Annotated in this window: 16 protein-coding genes; 8 read left to right on the forward strand and 8 right to left on the reverse strand. The window is 68.0% G+C overall.

Annotated features, from left to right (window positions below; all coding sequences use genetic code 11):
- Positions 1-29 precede the first annotated feature (29 nt).
- On the reverse strand, positions 30-482 hold the full coding sequence (locus HALDL1_07065) for a hypothetical protein (protein ID AHG05219.1): 453 nt from the start codon (positions 480-482) through the stop codon (positions 30-32).
- A gap of 84 nt (positions 483-566) precedes the next feature.
- Positions 567-1,112: an NUDIX hydrolase gene (locus tag HALDL1_07070; protein AHG03385.1), complete on the reverse strand. Its 546-nt coding sequence runs from the start codon at positions 1,110-1,112 to the stop codon at positions 567-569.
- Positions 1,113-1,254: 142 nt separating this feature from the next.
- Here HALDL1_07070 and HALDL1_07075 point away from each other — a divergent pair, with 142 nt between their 5' ends.
- Positions 1,255-1,737 carry a hypothetical protein gene (locus HALDL1_07075; protein ID AHG03386.1) on the forward strand — a complete coding sequence of 161 codons (483 nt, stop codon included), beginning with the start codon at positions 1,255-1,257 and terminating at the stop codon, positions 1,735-1,737.
- Here HALDL1_07075 and HALDL1_07080 read toward each other — a convergent pair.
- Both HALDL1_07080 and HALDL1_07085 read right to left on the reverse strand, forming a co-directional pair.
- Complete coding sequence (locus HALDL1_07080) at positions 1,734-2,417, reverse strand: regulatory protein ArsR (GenBank protein AHG03387.1); 684 nt, start codon at positions 2,415-2,417, stop codon at positions 1,734-1,736. The two genes, HALDL1_07075 and HALDL1_07080, sit on opposite strands and share 4 nt — an antisense overlap.
- 109 nt (positions 2,418-2,526) lie before the next feature.
- Positions 2,527-3,210, reverse strand: coding sequence for an endonuclease III (locus HALDL1_07085; protein ID AHG03388.1), 684 nt, complete (start codon positions 3,208-3,210; stop codon positions 2,527-2,529).
- 205 nt (positions 3,211-3,415) lie between these two features.
- Here HALDL1_07085 and HALDL1_07090 point away from each other — a divergent pair, with 205 nt between their 5' ends.
- The 7 genes from HALDL1_07090 to HALDL1_07120 all read left to right on the forward strand — a co-directional run bounded on the left by HALDL1_07090 (position 3,416) and on the right by HALDL1_07120 (position 10,209).
- Positions 3,416-4,387, forward strand: coding sequence for a diphosphomevalonate decarboxylase (locus tag HALDL1_07090; protein AHG03389.1), 972 nt, complete (start codon positions 3,416-3,418; stop codon positions 4,385-4,387).
- Between the two features lie 48 nt (positions 4,388-4,435).
- Positions 4,436-5,593: an NADH dehydrogenase gene (locus tag HALDL1_07095; GenBank protein AHG03390.1), complete on the forward strand. Its 1,158-nt coding sequence runs from the start codon at positions 4,436-4,438 to the stop codon at positions 5,591-5,593.
- Between the two features lie 137 nt (positions 5,594-5,730).
- Complete coding sequence (locus HALDL1_07100) at positions 5,731-7,044, forward strand: ABC transporter substrate-binding protein (GenBank protein AHG03391.1); 1,314 nt, start codon at positions 5,731-5,733, stop codon at positions 7,042-7,044.
- Between the two features lie 202 nt (positions 7,045-7,246).
- Complete coding sequence (locus HALDL1_07105; GenBank protein AHG05220.1) at positions 7,247-7,861, forward strand: hypothetical protein; 615 nt, start codon at positions 7,247-7,249, stop codon at positions 7,859-7,861.
- Positions 7,861-8,808: a peptidase S49 gene (locus tag HALDL1_07110; GenBank protein AHG03392.1), complete on the forward strand. Its 948-nt coding sequence runs from the start codon at positions 7,861-7,863 to the stop codon at positions 8,806-8,808. Before HALDL1_07105 ends, HALDL1_07110 begins: the two co-directional genes overlap by 1 nt.
- Complete coding sequence (locus HALDL1_07115; protein AHG05221.1) at positions 8,795-9,850, forward strand: hypothetical protein; 1,056 nt, start codon at positions 8,795-8,797, stop codon at positions 9,848-9,850. The genes HALDL1_07110 and HALDL1_07115 overlap by 14 nt, the downstream gene beginning before the upstream one ends.
- 101 nt (positions 9,851-9,951) lie before the next feature.
- Complete coding sequence (locus HALDL1_07120; protein ID AHG05222.1) at positions 9,952-10,209, forward strand: hypothetical protein; 258 nt, start codon at positions 9,952-9,954, stop codon at positions 10,207-10,209.
- Between the two features lie 12 nt (positions 10,210-10,221).
- Here the strand turns inward: HALDL1_07120 and HALDL1_07125 are convergent, their stop codons facing one another.
- Genes HALDL1_07125 through HALDL1_07140 form a run of 4 tightly spaced genes read right to left on the reverse strand, consistent with a single transcriptional unit; the run spans position 10,222 to position 14,237 of the window.
- Complete coding sequence (locus tag HALDL1_07125; GenBank protein AHG03393.1) at positions 10,222-10,971, reverse strand: branched-chain amino acid ABC transporter ATP-binding protein; 750 nt, start codon at positions 10,969-10,971, stop codon at positions 10,222-10,224.
- Positions 10,968-11,858 carry a branched-chain amino acid ABC transporter ATPase gene (locus tag HALDL1_07130; GenBank protein AHG03394.1) on the reverse strand — a complete coding sequence of 297 codons (891 nt, stop codon included), beginning with the start codon at positions 11,856-11,858 and terminating at the stop codon, positions 10,968-10,970. Before HALDL1_07130 ends, HALDL1_07125 begins: the two co-directional genes overlap by 4 nt.
- The gene (locus HALDL1_07135) at positions 11,851-13,179 is read right to left on the reverse strand and encodes an ABC transporter permease (protein ID AHG03395.1); all 1,329 of its coding nucleotides are present in this window, start codon (positions 13,177-13,179) and stop codon (positions 11,851-11,853) included. Before HALDL1_07135 ends, HALDL1_07130 begins: the two co-directional genes overlap by 8 nt.
- Positions 13,176-14,237: a branched-chain amino acid ABC transporter permease gene (locus HALDL1_07140; protein ID AHG03396.1), complete on the reverse strand. Its 1,062-nt coding sequence runs from the start codon at positions 14,235-14,237 to the stop codon at positions 13,176-13,178. The genes HALDL1_07135 and HALDL1_07140 overlap by 4 nt, the downstream gene beginning before the upstream one ends.
- Between the last annotated feature and the right edge of the window lie 253 nt (positions 14,238-14,490).

Consider the following 14,490-nt stretch of genomic DNA (forward strand, 5'->3'; position numbering starts at 1 on the left):
TGCGGGCCGAGCGGGTAAATCCTTCCGACCTACACGACCGTCTCGGTCACCCGCGTGTCGTTAGCGTCGACGGTGACCTCGTAGGACTGGTAGCCGTGGATTCTGGTCTCGAAGATGACCTCCGTCCCACACTCGACGACGACCCACACCCCGTGGTCCCGGTCGTGGATCTCCCGCGTGAGGTCGAGCTGGTCGCCCGCGTCGAGGCTGTACGTCTGCTCGCCGTCCCTGCCGGGTGCGAGCGTGACACTCACGTTGTCGACATCGTGGACCGCGAGCACGCTGAAGTGGTCGTTGATGTGGGAAGTCCCGACCGCAGTATGCGGTCCCGTCGAATCAGTGGTGGTCGTCGTTTCCGCCGTCGGGACCGTGGTCGCGTCCGTCGTCGACGCTGTCGTCGAGATATCACCGATCGTACCAGCACCCGTACAGCCAGCCAGCACCACGAGGAGGGCGAGCGCGAGGACTCGGTTCGCGGACATGTGCCGACGCTCGCGGAGAACCAGTAAGTGTCTTCTGCTGGGACCGAACCGGGTCGTCTGGAGCGGCCCCGGGGCGGACCGCCCTCACTCCTCGAAAGCCAGTCCGACTCGCTCGAGGTCGTTCTCCCTGATCTGGTCGGGGTTCGCCCGCAGGTCCGCCACCGGGTGGAATCTGGCCTCGAATCCCTCGAACTCCGGCGTCAGGTCGCCCTCGACGCGGTCGCGGTCGACGGCGTACGTCACGAAGTAGAACGCGACGTCCTCGAGTTCTGCGTGGACGACCGTCAGCAACCGCAGGTCTTCCGGGTCGGCGCGGAGTCCGGTCTCCTCCTCGAGTTCCCGAGCGGCGGTCTCGGAGGGGTGTTCGTCGTGCCTGGCGTAGCCGCCCGGCAGGCTCAACACGCCATCGTGCTGCGGTATCGGTTCGTCGAGCACCAGTGCGTTCTCGTCGTCGTGGACGACCACGTGGGCGCCCGGTACCGGGCACCGCGATATCACCGCCTCGCAGTCCGGGCACCACTTCGCCTCGTAGCCGTCGAACTCGCCCATCTCGAGTGCTCGCCCGCAGCGCTGGCAGTAGTCCGGTTCCACCGCGACCGTCTGGAAGTCGGTGAACTCGTCTGAGCCCATGTGGTGGCGTACCACGGAAACTGTAGAAAACGTTACTACATCACGAACGTTGCGGAGAGTCGGTCTCTACGGGCGGCTCCGGGCGTTCCCGCGAGCAGAGCGAAGCCGAACCCGTTTAGTCGCCAGCGCCGAACGACCTGCCATGGTCGAGGACGTGACGGTCGCGAGCGCCGCCGCGCTGCTGGTGACCGTGAGCTTCCCCTTCTACATCTACGGTGCGTGGATCATCATCGACTCCGAGACCGTCACCTGGGGCGTCCTCAGACACCACCTCTCGTACATCTTCGTCGGACTCACGCTGAACACTGTGCCCGTCGTCGTCTGGATGATTCCGCGCCTGTTCGACCAGCTCGGCGGCTTCGCCGCGGTCCACGCCTTCTTCGGCCTGCAAGCGTACGCCTTCCTCGCGTTCGCTCTGACGGGTATCGTCCCAATCCTGCGCGCGAAACGGCAGTACAACCTCTACCACGAACCCGACCAGTCCATCGACATCGGCGAGATACACGAGAACATGGACGCCTGGCGGCTCCGTCTGCGGGCGGGCGTCGTCGGCTACGTCGTCTGCTGGCTCATCGCGTGGGTGCTCGGCGTCATTCGGTACGCGGTTCGGTACGGCTTCGCCTAGCGGCGCTGGTACCAGACGTAGCCGAGCGCGAGTGTCAGCGCGAGCAGGCCGCCCGCGAAGAAAAGCACACCCGGAGGCACAGCCTGAGTTGCAGCGTCTACGGCCGACGTCGTAGTCGTCGTCGTCTCCGCTCCGCCGCTCATCACGCTCATCGTCTCCTCGACGGTGGTCGCCGCGACGTCGACGTCCGCGTCGTCGCCCTCGTTCATGCTGTAGGTCGGCGACTCCGTACTCCCGGAGTTCTGCCCGAACAGCCGCTGGACGACGAGACTCGACACGCCGAGCACGCCGACCGCGCCGAGTATCCGGAGGAGCCGGTCCTTCAGCGACGGCTCGGAGGCTTCGTCGGACGCGAACACGACCAGCGACTCGGTCGCGGGTGCGTACACCTTCATCTCGCGGCCCTGCTCGGAGTACCAGGTGTCCGCGACCTCCACCAGGTCGGCGTCGACGAGCTTCTCGATGTGGTAACTGGCGTTCTGCAACGACGTGTCTATCGTCTCGGCGACGCTGGAGGCGGTGTCCGGCTCCTCGTAGAGTGCGGCGAGGATTTCCCTGGCCGTCCGCGAGGACAGCGCCTCGAACACCTCGTCGGCCGCGTCGTCGCGGATACCCACGACGTTCGACCCCTCCCCGCGCTCAACGGACGAGCGCCCCGGTATCAGGCGGTTCGCTGGCATCTACGGCGGTCTACACCGTCCACCCTCAAAGCCTCTCTCAAAACTAAAACCGGCATTTGACTCTCGGGGGCCGGGGACAAACGCCCGCTTACCCCTCGACGGCGTGGGCCTACCACTCGCTACCGTCGGCCAGGTCGACGTCGTGGTCGAGTTTCGACGACGGACAGATGTCCTCCACGATGCAGTCCCCGCAGTCAGGGTTCCGCGCCGTGCAGGTGTTGCGGCCGTGCGCGATGAGCCAGTGCGTGTAGTTCTTCCAGTGCTCGCGGGGCACGACCGGCATCAGGTCCTGTTCGATGGCCTCCGGGCGCTCCGCCTCGGTGATGCCGAGGCGCCGGGAGAGGCGCTGGACGTGCGTGTCCACGACGATGCCCTCCGTGATATCGTGGGCGTGCTGGAGGACGACGTTCGCCGTCTTCCGACCGACCCCCTTCAGGTCGGTCAACGCCTCCATCGTGTCCGGAACCTCACCGTCGTGTTCCTCGATCAGGGTCTGGGCGGAGCTCTTGATGTAACCCGCCTTGCTGTTGTGGTAGGTGATGGAGTTGAGGTCCTCGGAGAGTTCGTCCTCGTCGGCGTTCGCGTAGTCCTCGACGGACTGGTACTTCTCGAAGAGATGTGCGGTCTCCTTGTTGACTCGCTCGTCCGTGCACTGCGCGGAGAGCATCACCGCGATAAGCAACTCGAGGCGGTTCGAGTAGTTCAGCGCCGTGTCCGGGTCCGGATACTCCTCGCTGAGTCGGTCGATGACCTCCGTCGCCTGCGCCGTCGGCGTCTCGAGCGGCGTTCCCATGGGCGCACTTCACCGCTCCCGTCCTTCGCTGTACCGGAACCGGACGAAGGGTTATGTACGAGAGCGGGACCACCCACTCGCGTGACTTGAGCACCGCGGCGGGGTGCTCGCGGTAGCGCGGCACGCCACCCCGCCCGCCGACGGCAGTGCCGCCCGTCAGCCCACTTCCGGGACGTTTATGCGCGCGACAGTTCCGCTTCGTGGTATGAAGTCGACCGCGCGAGCCCACCCCATCCAGGGGCTCGTCAAGTACCACGGGATGCGCGACGAGGAGCTCCGCCTCCCGTACCACGACTCGATCAGCGTCTGCACCGCCCCGAGCAACACCACGACCACCGCCGAGTTCGACCCCGACCGCGAGGCGGACGTCTACCGCATCGGCGGCGAGGTCGAGACTGGCCGCGGCGCCGAACGGATCGAGAAGGTCGTCGACGAGGTCCGTCGACGCGCGGGCTTCGACTACCGGGTCCGTCTGGAGAGCGAGAACAACTTCGCGTCGAACATCGGTCTCGGATCGTCTTCGTCCGGGTTCGCGGCGGCGGCCCTCGCGTGCGTCGAAGCAGCCGGTCTCGACCTCACGCTCCCCGAAGTCTCCACCATCGCGCGCCGCGGCTCATCCTCGGCCGCCCGCGCCGTCACCGGTGGCTTCTCGGACCTCTACGCCGGCCTGAACGACGAGGACTGCCGCAGCGAGCGGCTCCCCGTCGCCGACGACCTGGCCGACGACCTGCGCATCGTCATCGGCGAGGTCCCCTCCTACAAGGAGACCGAGCAGGCCCACGCGGAGGCCGCGGACAGCCACATGTTCGAGGCGCGGCTCGCCCACATTCACGACCAGCTCGCCGAGATGAAGGACGCGCTCCGTGCGGGCGATTTCGACCGCGCGTTCGAGACGGCCGAACACGACTCGCTGTCGCTGGCCGCCACGACGATGACCGGGCCAGCCGGCTGGGTCTACTGGCAGCCGGAGACCCTCGAGATCTTCAACACAGTGCGTGCGCTCCGGGACGACGGCGTCCCGGCGTACTTCTCGACTGACACCGGTGCGACCGTCTACGTGAACACGCGCGCCGACCACGTGGACGACGTCGAGGACGCCATCGCCGACTGCGGCGTCGACACCCACGTCTGGGAGGTCGGTGGCCCCGCACACGTCGTCGACGAACCGCTGTTCTAGCCCGCCGAGACGCGTACGGTTTTCACGCTCGCACCCCAAGGCCCGACCATGCGAGTCGTGGTCCTCGGAGCGGGATACGCTGGCGTCGTCCTGGTCGACCGACTGGAACGCCGCCTCCCGTCCGACGTCGAACTCGTCGTCGTCGACGACACAGGTGAGCACCTCGTCCAGCACGAACTCCACCGTGCCATCCGCCGCCCCGAATTCGCCGACGACATCACGGTGTCGCTGCGGGACATCTTCGACCACGCGCGAATCGAGGTGGCGACCGTCGGGAGCGTCGACACCGACGCGCGAACCGTCCACCTCGCCGACGGCACCAGCGTCGACTACGACGTGGCCGCGGTCTGTCTCGGCGCGGAGACGGCGTACTACGGACTGCCGGGCGTCGAGGAGCAGTCGATTCCGCTGAAGCGCCTCCCGGACGCCGCGCGGATCCGCCGCCGGTTCCTCGATATCGTCGACGCCGGTGGCGGGACTGTCGTCGTCGGAGGCGCCGGGCTCTCGGGCGTCCAGACCGCCGGGGAGGTCGCGGCGTTTGCCAGGGGGGAGGGCGTCGCGGACGACGTTGACGTCCACCTGCTCGAGCAGTACGACGACGTCGCGCCGTCGTTCCCCCCAGCCTTCCAGGCGGCAGTCCGCGAGGAACTCAACCGGGAGGGCGTCGAGGTACGGACGGGCGTCACCGTCGAACAGGCGACCGAGAGCGCCGTCGAGGCCGCGGACCTGGTTGTCCCCTACGACCTGTTCGTCTGGACCGGCGGTATCCGCGGGAGCGACGCTCTCGGTGGCGAACGCGTCGACGTCCGTGCAGACCTCACCCTGGACGACCACACGCTCGCGGTGGGTGACGCCGCCAGAGTGGTCGATGCGGAGGGCAGGGCGGTACCCGCGAGCGCACAGGCGGCCGTCAGGGAGGCGAAAGTCGCGGCCCGGAACGTCGAGCGACTGGTCGCCGACCGGCGAGAGGCCTCGGACGGCTTCCGGCCGCGGCTGGCACGTTACACGTTCGACTCGCCCGGCTGGCTGGTGAGCATCGGCGACGGGGCCGTCGCTCAGGTCGGGCCTAGCGTGTTCCGCGGGACGGCCGCGAAAGTCGTCAAGACGGGCGTGGGTGCGAGCTATCTCGCGTCGGCGAGCGGTGTCCGGAGCGCCGTCGACCTGCTCCGCGAGGAGTTCGAAGTTGGTCAGTCCGACCGGTCGTAGGCTGTCCGACACGCTGAGTCGGCCTTCGCCCGCTCACCCCTGGGAAACCGCTGTTCGTCCGGTTCGAGCGGGTCTCGCCCTCTGTCGGAGCTGTCATAGTCGGAACTCATTTATACGATTCGAGTATATGCGTTGGTATGTCACAACGAATCAACAGACGTGACGTCATTCGCGGTGTGGGCGCAGCAGGTATCGCGGGTCTCGCTGGCTGTACCGGCGGAGACGGTGGCGATGGTGAGGACACCACGACCACAACCGAGTCGGGCGGCGGCGGCGACACCACGACGACGACCACGCAGTCCGGCGGCGGGAGCATGGACCGCACCATCAAGCAGGGGGTTCTCCTCCCGACGACCGGTGGTCTGGCGGACCTCGGCGTCCCGATCAAGAACGGCGCCATCCTGCCACAGCGAGTGCTCGAGGGGGAGACCGACTTCGAACTCGACTTCTCCGTGCAGGACACGCAGACCGACGCGAACGCCGCGCAGTCCGCGGCACAGTCGCTCCGGAACGGCAACTACCCCGCGGTGACGGGGGCAGCGAGTTCCGAAGTGACCATCGCCGTCGCGGAGAACGTCTTCATCCCGTCCGGGATGGTTGGCTGCTCGCCCGCGAGCACGTCGCCGGCCATCACCGACATGCAGGACAACGGCCTCATCTACCGGACGCCGCCGACGGACGCGCTGCAGGGCGAAGTGCTCGCGCAGGTCGCCTCCGAGCGACTCGGCGCGTCGTCGGCCGCCACGATGTACGTGAACAACTCCTACGGTCAGTTGCTCTCCGAGAGCTTCGCGAGCGCGTTCCAGGCCATCGACGGGAGCATCACGAACCAGGTGTCCTTCCAGAAGGCCCAGTCGACGTACACGTCCCGGCTCCAGTCCGCGCTGTCGGACGACCCGGACGCGCTCCTCGTCATCGGCTACCCGGAGAGCGGCAAGCAGCTGTTCTCTGACTTCTACTCCGACTTCGACTCGGACATCCCGATTATGGTCACGGACGGCCTGCGCTCGGCGAGCCTCCCGTCCGACGTCGGCAACCCGATGGACAACGTCACCGGCACCGCGCCGCTGGCGGCCGGGCCCGGCAAGGAGTACTTCACGGAGCAGTTCAAGAGCGAGTTCGGAAGCGAACCCGGCGTGTTCACGTCGCAGGCGTTCGACGCCACCGCGGTCTGCCTGCTCGCGAACGCTGCGGCGGGCGAGAACAACGGTGCGGCCATCGCCGAGCAGATGCAGAACGTGGCCAACCCCGGCGGCGAAGAGGTCACGCCGAGTACGCTCGCCGACGGCCTGCAGATGGCCGCCGAGGGAACCGAAATTCAGTACAAGGGTGCCTCCAGCGCCGTCGACTTCGACGAGAACGGCGACCTGAAGGCCGCGACCTACGAGTACTTCGGCTTCCAGGAGGGCGGCGGCATCGAGACCATCGACGAGATCCAGTTCACCGCGTAGAACTCCGACCCACCACGGTTTTTTCGCCCGCCACGTCCGGCAGCGACGCGTCTCTCGGCCGGGCTGTAATCGCCTGACTCCGTTCGGTCGCCCTGCTCCGGGCGGATTTTCTCGTCGTGCGAACGCCACCCCCGAGTTTTGGGTGCCGTTCGAGTAGGGCCGCCCGGAAGCCATGGATACGACACGAAGGCGAGTGGCGGCGATGGCCGCGCTCGTCGTCACGGCGCTGACAGCCGGCTGTATCGGCGGGCTACCGGTCGGTAGCTCGGTCGACACAGCCGTCGTCGAGGAACAGGTAGAACAGCGATACGCGGCCCTCGATGGGTACACCGCGTCCGTCACGCGGACCGTCGAGGTCGGCGAGGCGACCAGCGAGTCGCGCGCCAGAGTGACCGTCGAACGCGACGGGCGCCGAACGGTTGCGTACACTGCGGGACCGCGTGCCGGCGAAACCGCCGTCGAGTCGGCAGACGCAGGGCCGGTGTTCGACGCCGGCCTCGGCGCGAGTACACCCGCGACACCAGCGGCGTTCGGGGCGCTCGCGGAGTCGCTCTTCGAAGCGAACAACGTCACCGTCGAGCGCGTGACGACCACGGACGGCCGTCGGACAGCAGTGCTCGAACTGACACCGAGGGACGGTGGTCCTCGGGCGAACCTCACGCGGACGGTCTGGGTTGACCTCGACCGTCACATTCCGCTACGGGTCGTCACCTCGTGGACGACCGTCGACGGCGAGAGAGCATCGGTGACCGTCGAGTACGACGACGTCACGCTATACGAACCGAACAACTCGGGCGACAGCGAGGTGACGGCCTGATGGTCGGGTCCTCCAGCGGTGGTCCGGGCGAGGCCGAAGGCCGCACGGCTGCTCGCGGCGTGGTCAGTGCGACGGTGCTCGTGCTGGTCGTCGTGGGCGTCGTCGTCGGCGCGGCGCTCGCGCCGTACGCGTGGAACTACGCGACCCAGGCGGACGGCAACGTCGCCGTCGTCGAGGTGCACGGCACCATCACGGGCGAGACGGCGACCGGCGTCGTGGACAACCTCCGCGAAGCTCGCCAGAACGACTCCATCGACGCCGTCGTCCTGGACGTCGACAGTCCGGGCGGGACGGCCTCGGCCAGCGAGCAACTGTACCTCGCGGTGAAACGCACGGCCGCGGAGATGCCGGTGGTGACGAGTGTCACCGGCACCGCCGCCTCCGGGTCGTACTACGCGGCGGCGCCGAGCGACGACATCTACGTCACGCCCGCGTCCGTCGTCGGGAGCGTCGGCGTGCGTGCGACGCTACCGTCGAGCGACGTGCCGTCGGGGCAGGTCGTCACGGGACCGGACAAGAACGGCGGTTCGACCCACGACGAGGTCCGCCAACGCGTGGAGACGCTCCGCCGGGCGTTCGTCGGGTCCGTCTTCGCCGAGCGCGGCGACCGAATCGACCTCACCCGCGAGGAACTCTCTCACGCGAAGGTGTACTCCGGTGCGAGCGGCGTGAACCTCGGGCTCGCCGACGACGTCGGCGGTATCGACACGGCCATCGCAGCGGCCGCCGACGAGGCGGGTCTCGCGGACTACGGGGTGACGCGGATGGACGCCCCGCAGCCGTCGGTCCTCTCCCAACTCGGCCTCTCCACAGGCGACGGAGCGTCCGCGGAGCCGACGACGGAGCGGGTCTTCGACTACCGCGGCGTCGACACGGTCCAGTACCTCATGCTACACGGCGCGATTCGAACCCCGGACACGGAGGTGACGACGAATGCGAGCGCGTGACGTAGCGCGCGGCGTCGGCGTCGTCGCTGTCGTCGTGGCCGTCGTCCTCGCGGCGACGTTCGCGGGCGGCCTGTTGCTGTCCTCGTCGACCGACGCGTCGACGGCGCCGGAGGCTCCGGCGTACGACACGAACGAACTGCGGGCGACCCCCATTGCGGACGATGGGAGCGTGACCGCGCCCAGTGACGGCGAGGCGAAGACCGTCGTCGTCGACGTGAGCCACGGCAACGCGCTCGGCGAGAACGACCTCCAGCCGTTCGTGGACGCGCTCGTGGCGGCTGGCCACGAGGTCCGGTTCTACGCCGGCGGCCAGTCGGGCGTCGTTCGACCGACGCAGGGCGGGTCGCCGTTCAACGAGACGCTCCGGAGCGCCGACGCGCTCGTCGTCGCGAGTCCGGGCACGGCCTACACCGACGACCAGATAGCCGGTGTGGCGGCGTTCGCCGACGCCGGCGGTCGTGTGCTGCTGGCCGCGGACCCGCCGACCACCGGTGGGGCCCAGCAGACCGTCTCGATACCCGGCCTGACCGGCGGGTCGTCGGCGTCGGCGGCGGGCCAGCCCGCGACTCTCGCCGCCCGCTTCGACGTGACGTTCGGCGCGGGCTACCTCTACGACATGGCCGAGAACGCGAACAACTTCCAGCGCGTCTACGCCGGCGGCGACGTCGGTGTGGCCGAGGGCGTCGAGGCAGCGGTCCTGCTGGAAGCGACGCCGCTCCGGACGGGACCGGACGCGACGCCGGTGTTGACCGCCGAGTCGGTGTCACTCTCCACGACCCGGGAGTCGGGCACGTTTGCGGTCGCCGCGCGGAACGGCAACGTGCTCGCGGTCGGTGACACCGACGTGCTCACGGCGGGCGTCGTCACCGACGGCGACAACGACGTACTCGTGAGCAACGTCGCCGCGTTCCTCGTCGGCGGTGAGAAGGAACCCGGCGAACCGTCGACCGGCAACAGTAGTGGCCCGCAGCCATCGACGTTCGGAGACCGCTCCGTCGCAGCGGGTGCACCGTCCCTTGAATCGGCTCCGGTGACCCAGTAGTCCGTCGGCGCTCGGCGGGGCAGCCGTCGCCATTCGAACGGGCGCTGCTGTCTGCAGGATGATACGAAAAGTGGTTTGTCCCTGTGGTCGTACCTGCGACCATGAGCAGCGCATACTCCGACTCCCTGGACTGGACCACGCTGGTTGGCTCTGCGCTCGGCTTCGCGTTCGGCGCGCTCGTCACCGGGTTCGCGACGCTGACGGCGTGGTCGACCGCCTACATGAACGCCAACCCCGCTGTCGGGGCCGTCTCCGGCGGGTCGTCGCTGGCCGTCGCCGGGATGTTCGTCGCCGGAACGGTTCTCATGTTCCTCTCCGCGGCTACGGGTCTCGACAGAATACTCCGCGAGGCCGACTGACGGCGGCCGGCGTCAGCCGCCGAGGAACTCCTGTCGGACCTCGTCGTCCTCGAGGAGCGCGTCGCCGGCGTCCATGTAGCTGTTCTCCCCCTGGACGAGCACGTAGCCGCGGTCACAGCGCCGGAGTGCTTCCTTGGCGTTCTGCTCGACCATCAGGATGGAGGTGCCGTCGTCGTTGATCCGGTCGATGCGGTCGAACATCTCCTCGACCAGGTCGGGCGCGAGCCCCGCCGAGGGCTCGTCGAGCATCAGGAGGTCCGGTTCCAGCATCAGCGCGCGCCCCATCGCGAGCATCTGCTGCTGGCCGCCGGAGAGCGACCCCGCCTTCTGGTCGGTGCGCTCTTCGAGGATGGGGAACCGGTCGTACACCGCCTGGAGGCGGCTCTCGGGCACCTCGTCGAGGATGTACGCGCCCATCTCGAGGTTCTCCTCGACGGAGAGCCCGGCGAAGACGTTCTCGTTCTGGGGGACGTAGCCGATGCCCTCGTGGATGATGCTCTCCGGTTCGCGGTTCTGAATCTCCGTGTCGTCGAAGGTGACGGAGCCGCCCATGTACGTCGTCAGCCCGAAGACGGACTTCATGACGGTGGACTTCCCGGCGCCGTTCGGCCCGACGATGGTGACGTACTCGCCGTCGCGGACGTCGAGGTCGACGTTCGACAGCACCTGCAGGTCGCCGTAACCCGCGTCGAGGTTCCGCACCGCGAGGAGGCCGGCCTCGTTGTCCGGGAGCCGCGCCTCGCGGGAGGCCTGCTGGCTCATACCTCACCCCCGAGGTAGGCCTCGATGACCTCCTCGTTGTTGCGGATGCGTTCCGGCGACCCCTCGTCGAGGACGCGGCCCTGGTGCATGACGATGATGTGTTCGCAGTGCTCCATGATGAGGTCCATGTCGTGTTCCACGAGCAGGAAGGTCAGTCCCTCCTCGCGCAGCTCGTGGATGCGGTCGAGTAGCTTATCCTCGAGTGTCGGGTTGACGCCCGCGAACGGCTCGTCGAGCAACATCACGTCGGGGTCGGTCATCAGCGCCCGCGCGAGTTCGAGCAGTTTGCGCTGGCCGCCCGAGAGGTTGCCCGCGTACTCGTCGGCGAGGTGGTCGATTTCGAAGAACTCCAGGGTCTCCCAGGCGTCCTCGCGGAGCGCCATCTCCTGGTCGACGACGTCGCTGCGGAGCCCCGGGAGCACCGACCGCGTGATGGACTCGCCGCGCTGGAGGCCCGGTGCGAGCATCATGTTCTCGAGGACGGTCATCTCGTCCAGTTCGCGGGCGATCTGGAACGTGCGGACGAGGCCGCTCTGGGCGATGGCGTGCGGGCGCACGCCCGTTATCTCGTCGCCCCGGAAGTAGACGTCCCCGCTGTCGGGCCGGTGGACGCCCGTGATGCAGTTGAACGTCGTCGACTTCCCGGCGCCGTTCGGCCCGATGAGTCCGGTGAGCGAGCCCTCCTCGACGGAGAACGTCGCGCCGTCGACGGCGGTGATCCCGCCGAAGGACTTCTGCAGTCCCTCGACGCGGAGCGGGAGGCCCCGCGGAATCTCCTTGGCCCCCTCCTCGATGGCGGAGTCGGCGGCCTCGGGTTCGACTTCCTCGGGGTCCGGTGCGTCCTCTGGCAGGTCGACGTCGACGTCCTCGTCGTTTGTGTCACTCACTGGTCTCACCTCCACCGTCGGCGGCGACGTCACTGCTTCGCCGGCCACCCGGCCGGGTGTCCTCGGTCAGGTCCACGGCGGCAGCGGTCTCCTTGCGCGCCCCGAGCAGCCCCTCGGGCCGGCGCTGGACCAGTATCACGAGCAACACGCCGATGCCGATGAACCGCAGCGTGTCGATGTTCGCGAGCAGGAAGCCCGCGAGCGGGTCGAAGTTCCCGCTCGCCAGCGGGACGAGCGCCTCGATCATGTTCGCGGGGTTCGCGGAGACGTTGAACCACTCACGCACGAGGTTGCGGACGACGGGCGGTGCCTCGAAGAGGATACTGGCGAACAGCGCGCCGCCGAGGATGCTCCCCGTGTTCGAGCCCGCGCCGCCGATGATGAGCGCGATGAAGATGTAGAACGTCAGCTCCGGCCGGAAGTTCGTCGGCACGACGGAGGCCCGCGGTCCCATCGCGTACCAGAGGATGCCGGCCAGACCCATCAGGCCACAGCCGAGCGCGAACGCCCGGACCTTGAAGTTCTGGGTGTCCTTTCCGAGCGAGCGCGCGGCCACCTCGTCCTCGCGGATGGCCTTGAGCACGCGGCCGAACGGGGCCTTACCGGCCCGTTCGAGCAGCAGGTAGACGAGTAGCAACACGAGCAGCGTCCCGAACGTGTAGACGCCGTTCAGGACGGTAAGTCGACCGATGTTGTACCCCTCGGCGAAAGAGAACAGCACCTGGCCGACCGCCGTCGGTTCGGAGATGACGCTCCCGGGTTCCGTCAGCAGCAGCGTGCGGACGGGGTTCGTCGGGAGGTTGTCGAATCCGCTCGCCCCGCCGGTGATGTCCGAGAACGCCGGGGCGTTGTACGTGATGCGGATGATCTCGGAGATGGCGACGGTGACGATGGCGAGATAGTCGGCCTTCAGGCGGAGCGCGGGCAGCGCGGTGACGAGCCCGATGATGGTCGCCGCGAGGATGCCGCCGATGATGCCGACGGGCAGCGGGAGGCCGAGGCCGCTGGGCGTCCCGGAGGCGGGACTGGACAGCATCGCGACGGTGTACGCGCCCACCGCCATGAAGCCCGCGACGCCGATGTTGAACAGGCCCGCGTACCCCCACTGGATGTTCAGCGCGAGCACCGCGATGGCGTACACCGCGGCGAGGAACGTCACGCGCCGGATCAGCGAGATGGAGCCGGCGAGGTCGAAGCCCCGGAGGTCGCCGAGGGCGTAGAACAGCACCCAGATGCCGAGGAACATCAACGCGACCTTCGCGGCGTCGAAGGCGAGCAGTTTCCGGAGCGGTTCGAGCAGGTCGTCGCTGGTTCCACTCATGCGGTCTTCACCCCCCCGAAGATGCCGGACGGACGGAACAGCAGGATGAGAATCATCAGCGCGAACGCAGTCGGCTGGGCGAACGCGGAGAGGTCACCCTGCAGCCAGATGAGCGAAACACGGCTCGCGAGGCCGATGATGAGGCCGCCGGCGATGGCGCCGTAGATGGAGCCGATGCCGCCCATGATGACCGCGGCGAAGATGAGCAGGAGGAGCCGCCAGCCGGTGGTGAATCCGAGCCCACCCTGCGAGAGCACGAGCAGGAAGCCGGCGGCGCCGGTGAGACCCGCACCGATGATCCACGTCGTGCGGATGACGTGTTCGGTCGGGATGCCGGTCACCTGGGCGAGCGCGCGGTTGTCGGCCATCGCGCGCATCGCCTTCCCAAGTTTCGTCTGTTGGAGGAGCACGTGCAGACCGAGCATGAGTACGACGGCGACCGCGACGAGGGTGACCTCGTGGAGGTCGACGATGATCGGCGCGCGCGGCGTGGAGAGGATGGCGTCCGGCAGGATGTCCGCGAGCACCTGCGCGACGTTGACGGACGGCAGCCCCTCGGGGGACGTGACGATGCGGCGGCGGTTGCCGAACACGAGCGCGATGAGGTACCGCAGCCCGAACGCCACACCGATGGAGGCGATGAGCAGCGAGATGCCGTCGGCGTTCCGGATCGGCCGGTAGACGACGCGGTCGAGCGCGAGCGAGATGAGGATCGTGAGCGCGACTGCGAACACGAGCCCGATCACGACAGCAGCCGGGGAGAGCCAGATGTTCGCCCCGGCGTCCAGCGGCGGCGTGCGCAACAGGACGAGCTGGACGAGGTCGGCGTTCTGGAGGCTGTCACGGCCTAGGCCGGTGAGCAGGTAGACGGCCGTCTCGCCGATCTTGTACGCGCCGCCGATGCCGGCGATGATGTAGGCGACGGCCCACCCGGAGAAGGCACCTGCAGTGAGGTAATCGCCGTGCGCGAAGTTCGCGAAGTTGAGGATGCTGTACGTGAGCGAGAGGCCGATGCTCGCGAGGCCGATGACGAGGCCGATGACGACGCCGTTCCAGATGAAGCCGAGAACCCGCTCGAAGGGAACGTCACCGCCGAACGGACCGAGAGACATCAGGGACAGGTCGAATGGGCCGACAGTCACGCCCGCGAGTTTAGCGAGCAGGTCCACGAAGAGGAAGAGACCGAACGCGACCACCACGGTCGCGCCGGGGCTCCCTCGGAGAAACTGGACCCCCCGATCGACTGCGTGTTCTGTGTCCATGGGTTCGTATCTCGTGGTAGCCTGAGACACGGAGGGATAAATAAACCCC

The organism is Halobacterium sp. DL1 (assembly GCA_000230955.3).
In the GTDB taxonomy this organism is placed as follows: Archaea; Halobacteriota; Halobacteria; order Halobacteriales; family Halobacteriaceae; genus Halobacterium.

Bases quoted from the DNA above. Each gene is read 5' to 3' on its own strand.
- HALDL1_07065 (AHG05219.1), bottom strand. From the start codon at position 482: ATGTCCGCGAACCGAGTCCTCGCGCTCGCCCTCCTCGTGGTGCTGGCT.
- HALDL1_07070 (AHG03385.1), bottom strand. From the start codon at position 1,112: ATGGGCTCAGACGAGTTCACCGACTTCCAGACGGTCGCGGTGGAACCG.
- HALDL1_07075 (AHG03386.1), top strand. From the start codon at position 1,255: ATGGTCGAGGACGTGACGGTCGCGAGCGCCGCCGCGCTGCTGGTGACC.
- HALDL1_07080 (AHG03387.1), bottom strand. From the start codon at position 2,417: ATGCCAGCGAACCGCCTGATACCGGGGCGCTCGTCCGTTGAGCGCGGG.
- HALDL1_07085 (AHG03388.1), bottom strand. From the start codon at position 3,210: ATGGGAACGCCGCTCGAGACGCCGACGGCGCAGGCGACGGAGGTCATC.
- HALDL1_07090 (AHG03389.1), top strand. From the start codon at position 3,416: ATGAAGTCGACCGCGCGAGCCCACCCCATCCAGGGGCTCGTCAAGTAC.
- HALDL1_07095 (AHG03390.1), top strand. From the start codon at position 4,436: ATGCGAGTCGTGGTCCTCGGAGCGGGATACGCTGGCGTCGTCCTGGTC.
- HALDL1_07100 (AHG03391.1), top strand. From the start codon at position 5,731: ATGTCACAACGAATCAACAGACGTGACGTCATTCGCGGTGTGGGCGCA.
- HALDL1_07105 (AHG05220.1), top strand. From the start codon at position 7,247: ATGGCCGCGCTCGTCGTCACGGCGCTGACAGCCGGCTGTATCGGCGGG.
- HALDL1_07110 (AHG03392.1), top strand. From the start codon at position 7,861: ATGGTCGGGTCCTCCAGCGGTGGTCCGGGCGAGGCCGAAGGCCGCACG.
- HALDL1_07115 (AHG05221.1), top strand. From the start codon at position 8,795: ATGCGAGCGCGTGACGTAGCGCGCGGCGTCGGCGTCGTCGCTGTCGTC.
- HALDL1_07120 (AHG05222.1), top strand. From the start codon at position 9,952: ATGAGCAGCGCATACTCCGACTCCCTGGACTGGACCACGCTGGTTGGC.
- HALDL1_07125 (AHG03393.1), bottom strand. From the start codon at position 10,971: ATGAGCCAGCAGGCCTCCCGCGAGGCGCGGCTCCCGGACAACGAGGCC.
- HALDL1_07135 (AHG03395.1), bottom strand. From the start codon at position 13,179: ATGAGTGGAACCAGCGACGACCTGCTCGAACCGCTCCGGAAACTGCTC.